Annotated in this window: 8 protein-coding genes; 2 read left to right on the forward strand and 6 right to left on the reverse strand. The window is 44.3% G+C overall.

Annotation, left to right across the window (positions count from 1 at the left end):
* Positions 1–141: 141 nt before the first annotated feature.
* The 3 genes from FE784_RS40205 to FE784_RS40215 all read right to left on the reverse strand — a co-directional run bounded on the left by FE784_RS40205 (position 142) and on the right by FE784_RS40215 (position 3,560).
* Positions 142–732: a hypothetical protein gene (locus FE784_RS40205; protein WP_139607921.1), complete on the reverse strand. Its 591-nt coding sequence runs from the start codon at positions 730–732 to the stop codon at positions 142–144.
* Between the two features lie 349 nt (positions 733–1,081).
* Positions 1,082–2,413, reverse strand: a complete 1,332-nt coding sequence (gene murD, locus FE784_RS40210) for a UDP-N-acetylmuramoyl-L-alanine--D-glutamate ligase (protein WP_139607922.1) — start codon at positions 2,411–2,413, stop codon at positions 1,082–1,084.
* Positions 2,414–2,663: 250 nt separating this feature from the next.
* Positions 2,664–3,560: a phosphotransferase family protein gene (locus FE784_RS40215; protein WP_139607923.1), complete on the reverse strand. Its 897-nt coding sequence runs from the start codon at positions 3,558–3,560 to the stop codon at positions 2,664–2,666.
* A gap of 187 nt (positions 3,561–3,747) precedes the next feature.
* On the opposite strand from FE784_RS40215, the gene FE784_RS41470 reads away from it, so the two are divergent.
* Positions 3,748–3,900 carry a hypothetical protein gene (locus FE784_RS41470; protein ID WP_176706876.1) on the forward strand — a complete coding sequence of 51 codons (153 nt, stop codon included), beginning with the start codon at positions 3,748–3,750 and terminating at the stop codon, positions 3,898–3,900.
* Here FE784_RS41470 and FE784_RS43080 read toward each other — a convergent pair.
* On the reverse strand, positions 3,834–4,052 hold the full coding sequence (locus FE784_RS43080; RefSeq protein WP_139607924.1) for an S-layer homology domain-containing protein: 219 nt from the start codon (positions 4,050–4,052) through the stop codon (positions 3,834–3,836). The genes FE784_RS41470 and FE784_RS43080 overlap by 67 nt on opposite strands.
* Before the next feature lie 242 nt (positions 4,053–4,294).
* On the opposite strand from FE784_RS43080, the gene FE784_RS40225 reads away from it, so the two are divergent.
* Entirely contained in the window at positions 4,295–5,212 is a 918-nt protein-coding gene (locus FE784_RS40225) for a PadR family transcriptional regulator (RefSeq protein WP_139607925.1), read from the forward strand.
* 439 nt (positions 5,213–5,651) lie between these two features.
* Here the strand turns inward: FE784_RS40225 and FE784_RS40230 are convergent, their stop codons facing one another.
* Together FE784_RS40230 and FE784_RS40235 are read right to left on the reverse strand one after the other, a co-directional pair.
* Complete coding sequence (locus FE784_RS40230; RefSeq protein WP_139607926.1) at positions 5,652–6,197, reverse strand: histidine phosphatase family protein; 546 nt, start codon at positions 6,195–6,197, stop codon at positions 5,652–5,654.
* 13 nt (positions 6,198–6,210) lie between these two features.
* Complete coding sequence (locus tag FE784_RS40235; protein WP_139607927.1) at positions 6,211–6,657, reverse strand: NUDIX hydrolase; 447 nt, start codon at positions 6,655–6,657, stop codon at positions 6,211–6,213.
* Between the last annotated feature and the right edge of the window lie 483 nt (positions 6,658–7,140).

Here is a 7,140-nt window from a genome sequence, read left to right on the forward strand (position 1 = left end):
CGTGCTCGATCGATCGCATAGAAGTGCTCCTCCCTTTTGATACAGACACCTTTTTGCGGCCCTTAGTGTCCGAAGAAAATAAAGTCCTAGTCTACTACTGTTTCATTCAACTATCGTATCCGTTAGCGTAATAACTCTCCGCTAATTCAACACGATTCCGAACCCCACACTCAAAAGGACCACGGAGACCAGACCTAGGATAACTCCCAGTGCCAACGATTTAAGCGTAAACCAGCGGAGTTGCCCCGGCTCTGTTTTATCGATTTTGTGAATGCGGTATAGGACGGCCGCGTTGCCCAATAAGGTAAAGATTAAAACAAGAATAGCCATAATCGTCCAAAACCCAGATACATCCCGAATTTGCATGGGATCGTCATCCCTTATGCGAGTAAAGGCCACTAGTTGATTCCCTAGTAAGAACGTAAAGGCAAATAGTCTCACAATCCGCCCTTTTCGATCTTGCTTCTTGCCTAACTTTTCCCGTTCATATCCCGCAATTTCACGCATAAACCAAGGGCCGTGCATGAAGAGCAAATGCTTCGGAAAAAAGAGGCTCCAAAATTCAAAAAGCAACAAGGCCCCAAACAAAAAAACGCCTACAAGATAAGTGTCCGAAGGCGACGGCTCTAGAACAAGTAAGAGACCGCCGGATAATGGGATGACGATGCAAACACATGCATTGATGAAAGTGATTTGTTTCACGCGCAAGGATTTAAGTCTACTCGTGTCCATGGCTGGCATACTCCTATCCGGTCCATTTTACAGCACCGTCCCATTTTACCATATGCAAGGGCATTAATTGGTGGCTATCTTAAAATCTTGTTGAGCAAACCTGCCCGTTAGCGGAGCGAGGCCGCGATCGATTCGGGCCTGTTGACAAAAGCCAATTTTGCGAAAATTGACTTTTAGAAACCCAGTGTTTATGCGGGTTTTCAAACGTCAATTTCTTTAAAAAGGTAATTTGTCAACAGGCCCCGATTCGTCGGCAGCCTCGTCATTTTGTATTATTGAGCTCTAGTTACCCGTTAGTGAAATGAATCAATTTAACCAGTTCCTCTTAAGAACCTTCTTTGAAACTTGTTCAATCCTTACCCTCCGACCGGCGCAGTGCCCCGACCAACTCTACAAAGTGACGCCCACGCTCTTCAAAGTTGCAGTATTGGTCAAATGCAGTGCAGGCAGGACTCAGCAGCACAGTGTCGCCCGGTGCGGCCAGCTTGTTCGCCTGCGTCACTGCCTCGGCCAAGCCTTCGCAGCGGACTATAGGCGGGCAACTCGGCACTCTGCGCGCCGCAGCCTCGATTTGACTGGCCGCTTCGCCGATCAATAGTAATACCTTGACATGATCGGGCAGCAACTTGGCCATCTCGTCAAACGGCACCTTTTTATCTCGCCCGCCGGCGATCAGCAGCACTGAACCCAAGTGCGCATGCAGTGTGGCGACGGTACGGGCGGGGCTGGAACCGATGGAATTGTTGTAATAATGCACGCCGCCCACAGTTGCCACCCACTGGTTTCGGTGCTCCACGCTGACAAAGGTACGCACCGTCTCCAGAATTGCCTCGTCCGACACGGTCCCCCGCACAGCGGTCACGGCAGCCATGACGTTTTCCACGTTATACCACCCCGGCAAGCGAATGTCACTGACAGGTACTAGACCGTCGATCAAGCCATTATAGATCGTGTGACCGTCGAAATATTTGGTCCGCCCCCGACCGCGCAGTGCCGCGGTCGCCGGATTGTCGCCATTGAGGATGGCAAGGTCGTCAGCACTTTGAAAATCCAGCAAGCGGCGCTTGGCGGAGATATATTCATCCATGTCGCGGTGCCAGTCGAGGTGATTGGGCGAGAGGTTGGTGATCACCGCTACATGGGGAGAGCGCGTCATGTCCATTAGCTGGAAACTGGACAGCTCGACCGCGCACGCATCCAGCGATGACATCTCACCCACGCGCGTCAGCAGTGGCGTACCAATGTTGCCGCCCAGATGTACCGTACGTCCCCCGTCAGCCAGCATGTCTGCAATCAGCGCCGTGGTGGTGGTCTTACCATCCGAACCGGTCACGCCGAAAATGGGACAAGGACAAAGCGCAAAGAACTCCTCCATCTCACTGGTCACACGGCTGCCGCTAGCGCGGGCCGAGTCCAGCGCTGGATGGTCTGGACGCATGCCTGGAGTGCGGAACACCACGTCGCCCCCAACGCGATCCAAATAATTCTCCCCTAGACGCAACTCGACGCCTAGATCGTCCCACTCCTCCCTGGGCAGGGCCGGATTGCGGTCGCGCAAGGTGACTCGCGCCCCGGCCGAGCACAGCATTCGGATCAAAGGTGAATTGCTCACGCCGGCACCGATGACGGTCACGTCCCGATTGGCCATCGAGTGGATATAGGTGTCAAAAGCAGGATTCATAAGCACCTCCGCTTAGAAAATGTCATTATATAAAATATACCACAAATTGGAACTACCCTTCCCGTTAACGTAACGAAGCTGCCAATATCGTGGCAGCTTCGTCCATTAATGCTTATTCAACTTTAGTATCCGTTAGCGGAATGACCATCACTTTTATTTATGTTACGGTTCTCCGCGCTGTCTGTAACGGCAAGTTTTTGAAGAAAGCCATCCTGTCGGATGACTTTTCTAATTGCATCTTATCGAACATCTAATAACGTGTCTGCTCAATCCCCACTGATTTCTGTAAGATGGCAATATTCTCCTGAAGAAAAGACTGATTTTTTTCGACACCTCTGTTTTTGCACCAAATAATTGCACTGAAAGCATCGTAAAGATCATAGAATGGTAACACTGTCTCCAGATTCACCATAGGGCGAATCGTTCGATACCCATCCATGTACGGTAGCTTTGTTCTCGGGTTTACTCCCCAAATATATCGATTGATTTTTGTAAAGTCTATTTCAGAGGATCCACCACGGGCACTCTCGAAATCAATAATGCCAGTGACCTTGTTATCATTTACCAATATATTACCAGGTCTAAAATCCATATGAACAATGCATGGCCCGTCAGGTTCTGGTAAAGCTGAAAATACGCCATCAAAGTGAAGAATACATCTTTCATACAGCTCTGGATCGATAATCTCTTTGCAAGGCTCTTTCCACTTTTCAAAATTACCTTTGATATGTAGTCTCCAATTATTTTGGTCAAAAATCTTAAATCCATCAGTCACATGGTAACCGTAACCTGGAGTTTTAACCTCATGAAGCATCGCATGAAACACGCCAATTTGAAAAGATAGTTTCTCATCAATATCTTCTGTACAAGGTATGCCTTGAATCGCCGAAAGAAGCAATGCTCCAGTAGTAATTTCATCCCCATCCCAAAAATCCAATACTTTAGGAACAGGTATTATGTCCTTCAATGTTTCAAGCATCTGAAATTCACGATATAGTTTATCCTTGTTAAATGGAATTTTTACATACACTTTTTCTCCGTTAGCGAGAGTAAGTTTGTATACATCAGAACTAAATGACTCTGGAACATCTTCTACATTCAAGACGTTCAGCTTTAACTTTTCAATAACGTTTAGAATGGAACTCATAAAGTACCTCCTCGTTTTGGGTTGCAAAACGATAAGCCCGATTAAAAACCTTTGACTTTCTCGGGATCTCTTGGAATTCCCCGGAATTAACCGAATTAAACCCAATCTCTTACATATATCATATTCATGATCCAGAACCAAGACCCCTTTTTAGAGGGGTCATTTTCTTTTTCAGGAGGGATTTCGAATGCGAATCATCAAGACAAAGCAGGATATTGACGTGTTGCGCCGCGCAGAAGCACTTCCGGCGGTACTTCTCGATCTGGTCGAGGACTACTTCTTGCTGCTAAAGGACGAGTTAGAGGTTGAACTTGAAAGCTGTACGACAACGACTACCTGATGACGTTCTTCACGAAGGATGTTCGCTGCTGGATGGAAGCTTCCATCCTCATAGCCTGACACGATACCCGCCTCTACGGACTGAGCGACTGTTTTCTTCGCCCATATGCCGATCCTCCCTGCATCGCTAAAGCTTAGCTCCGTCCCCTTCATCTGTAGGCTTCAGCGCATTCATCAGCATGACCGTGAATGCAGCACGACTTACGTTTGCGTTGGGTTAGAATGTACCATCTGGATAGCCCCTGACAATGCCTTGCAGGGCTGCTTGTTTAATCTTGGCTTCTGCCCAGTGGCCAGCATGTCAGCTACCAGCATGTCAATTAAAGTTAATTAGATTGACGAACATAATATCATATGTTACTGTTAACCTATGTTGTTTATAATGGGGTGTAATGATGTCAATCCAATTAGCAATATTAGGCATACTGAGTTGGAAGTCCTCAACAGGATATGAACTAAAAAAGATTTTTGAGGATTCTTCCTTCATGTATTGGTCCGGTAATAATAATCAAATTTACAAAGCTCTAATGCATATGGAAAATGAAGATTTTGTTACCAGTGAAGTGGTCCATCAGGATAACTCTCCTTCAAAAAAAATATATTCCATAACAGAAGAAGGACTTAAAGAACTAAAAAAATGGCTTGTGTCATCACCAGAAGCTCCTGAGATAAAAAAAACATTTTTGGTGCAGCTTGCATGGTCAGATATGTTAAGTAATCAAGAATTAAGTGAGGTACTCTCAAAATATGAAAATGAAATCAAACTGCAATTGATTATGCAGAATGAGAAATACAGAAGGGCTCTTCATACACCCAATAGAAGCACCAGGGAAAGCTTATTATGGGAGATGATTTCAGAAAACATTATTTCAACCTATAAGAATGAACTAAATTGGGTCCGTGAAACCCGTCAGAAGTTGTTTGAAAATGAAGTTGTGGAGGAAGAGGAGAAAATGAACTATCAAATTAGAGAAATAGAAAGTAAAAAATATATTGAACTGATTTCTACTACTGAACCTTTAAGCACAGAGAATGATGCACTTGATCTAATAGCTTTGTGTTGGGAGCATGAGACAAATGCGATTATGATACACTATGCAGCCTTATCAGAAGACTTCTTCAAACTTAAAACCAAAGTAGCTGGTGATATTATTCAAAAATTTATAAATTATGGTATAAAGGCTGCTGCTATTATTCCTCAGGAGACCATTCAAAAGGGCAAATTTAAAGAAATGGCCATGGAAACGAACAAAGGCAATCATTTTAGATTGTATGAAAGTAAAGAAGAAGCTGAAAAATGGCTTCTGAAATAGAAAGAAAGGCGAGATATAATGGAAAATATATATAGGTCAGAAGTAGGCAAACGAGAAGTTTTAGGACAGTACCGAAAATACTCGCTAGCTGGCCATTAAGCGACTTAAACAATTTGCACAACTAGCTAGGATCGACCTGCTGCCTGATACGGGCCACCTAATTGTCAACCAAGCAGATAGGATACTAAAATTTCTTGAACCTTCAGAGCAGTTGATAGGTTACCGCAAACAATAAAATTAAGGGTTTCCCGACATTAGCACATCCGGCCTAACAGCCGAGAGAAAAATTCAATGTCTGGAAACCCTTTGTTTATGGGCATTTTCAGCCCTGCCATTTATCTACCCTTGACATCAATACTACACACTCCACGTGTGACGAGTAGACAGTGACAACAAACATGTACGTGTCCGAAGGAATGTGTTTGCTCTAACTATAATATCACTCTGTCCATACTCGATGAATGTTAGGCTTATTCTCTCCCGAGAAGGTTAGATGAAATACATCAGGATTGGATAAAGATTCCCACTCCCTAAACCCAATTCGGTCATCAAAATGCTTAAGAAGGAGGGATATCAGATTTCCATGTGAAACTAACACAATGTTTTTGTTCCCACCATTCAGGACTTCCTTTACTACACTAATGGCACGGCTCATAGCCGTGTTACTGGACTCTCCACCTTCATAACATATATCTAGGTCATCGTATGTCTTACGAAGCATATCACGCCAATCAGGATGGTTCTTATCTGACAAAACCCTTTCCGTCAGTCTTTCATCCAAGGCGATTTCAACACCCAGTTTATCAGATAAAGGTTTTATAGTACGGTAAGCCCTTTCATAAGGACTTGAGATGATATAATCTATCTCCTTGTCCAAAAGAAATTCAGCAAGTATTTCCGCTTGTTCAACACCAATCGCGGTTAGTTGAGCATCAGAGGCTTGTCCTTCTGCTTTACAATGTCGAACAACATAAACATTTTTCATTCGTCGTTCCTCCTTATAAGCCGATGTTGCTTTTTAGACCTTTATAGCTTCCTGACTCAGGAAAGCCTTTCTGAGCAATCGTCATAAATTTCTCAGAAAATCCAAGGTCTACGAGGTCGTGAATCGGAACCATTTCCACGCCACTTATAGGATTACTATCAAATTCATTCGATGGTAGGCGTATTTCCCCACCTATTTTTTCGAGTAGAAACGTTATGTGTATTAGTGAAGGCGAGGCATCAGGCTTATCGCATATGTATAATAACTTGGATACTTTTGCGGCAATTCCCGTTTCTTCTTCGATTTCTCTTACAATTGAATCTTCAAGTGTCTCGCCTTGTTCAACTCTACCTCCCGGTAAAGACCATTTTCGGTCAGACGTTACGTTCTGTTTGACCAATAAAATTTTCCCGTCCTCAACCAATATCCCTGTTACTCTAACCTGTAAAAGATTGCTCATCCCTACTCGCCTCCCAAATGATATTTCAAAAATCTCATAATAACACAAATAACCTAATTTTGGAAGATTTTAAGGCGAATGTACGCACACCAACTTTCAAAAAAAATTCTCGCAGACAAAACACGCTTAAAGCACTAAATAATCTGATAGTCGATTTCATTCGGCACTGGGTAGGGTCTCCTTAGAACCTTATATAGCGTCTGTAAAACACAATAAAGAGAGCCGCCTTGTTCTGTCCAAGGTGGCTCCATTCGCTCCTATTAAAGCCTTGTAGGGCTTGTAGTTGCTTCGACTTGTCATACTGGCAAACAGTACATTTTGCTGTTGCCGCCCCGTAATAGAGTGTTGTATCAACCCGTTGGATTCTTTGGCTTGTTGGCGGTGGCAGTAAAAAGCCCTCATACTATCGTGTCCCGCTAGTGGAACACCTTGTACGGCACGTCTATTTCTCCAACTCATAGCGGGCCGCGATAATGCCCGACT

It is taken from the genome of Paenibacillus hemerocallicola (assembly GCF_006265175.1).
Classification (GTDB): domain Bacteria; phylum Bacillota; class Bacilli; order Paenibacillales; family NBRC-103111; genus Paenibacillus_AB; species Paenibacillus_AB hemerocallicola.

Bases quoted from the DNA above. Each gene is read 5' to 3' on its own strand.
- murD (WP_139607922.1), bottom strand. From the start codon at position 2,413: ATGAATCCTGCTTTTGACACCTATATCCACTCGATGGCCAATCGGGAC.
- FE784_RS40230 (WP_139607926.1), bottom strand. From the start codon at position 6,197: ATGAAAAATGTTTATGTTGTTCGACATTGTAAAGCAGAAGGACAAGCC.
- FE784_RS40215 (WP_139607923.1), bottom strand. From the start codon at position 3,560: ATGAGTTCCATTCTAAACGTTATTGAAAAGTTAAAGCTGAACGTCTTG.
- FE784_RS40235 (WP_139607927.1), bottom strand. From the start codon at position 6,657: ATGAGCAATCTTTTACAGGTTAGAGTAACAGGGATATTGGTTGAGGAC.
- FE784_RS41470 (WP_176706876.1), top strand. From the start codon at position 3,748: ATGCGAATCATCAAGACAAAGCAGGATATTGACGTGTTGCGCCGCGCA.
- FE784_RS40205 (WP_139607921.1), bottom strand. From the start codon at position 732: ATGGACACGAGTAGACTTAAATCCTTGCGCGTGAAACAAATCACTTTC.
- FE784_RS43080 (WP_139607924.1), bottom strand. From the start codon at position 4,052: ATGAAGGGGACGGAGCTAAGCTTTAGCGATGCAGGGAGGATCGGCATA.
- FE784_RS40225 (WP_139607925.1), top strand. From the start codon at position 4,295: ATGTCAATCCAATTAGCAATATTAGGCATACTGAGTTGGAAGTCCTCA.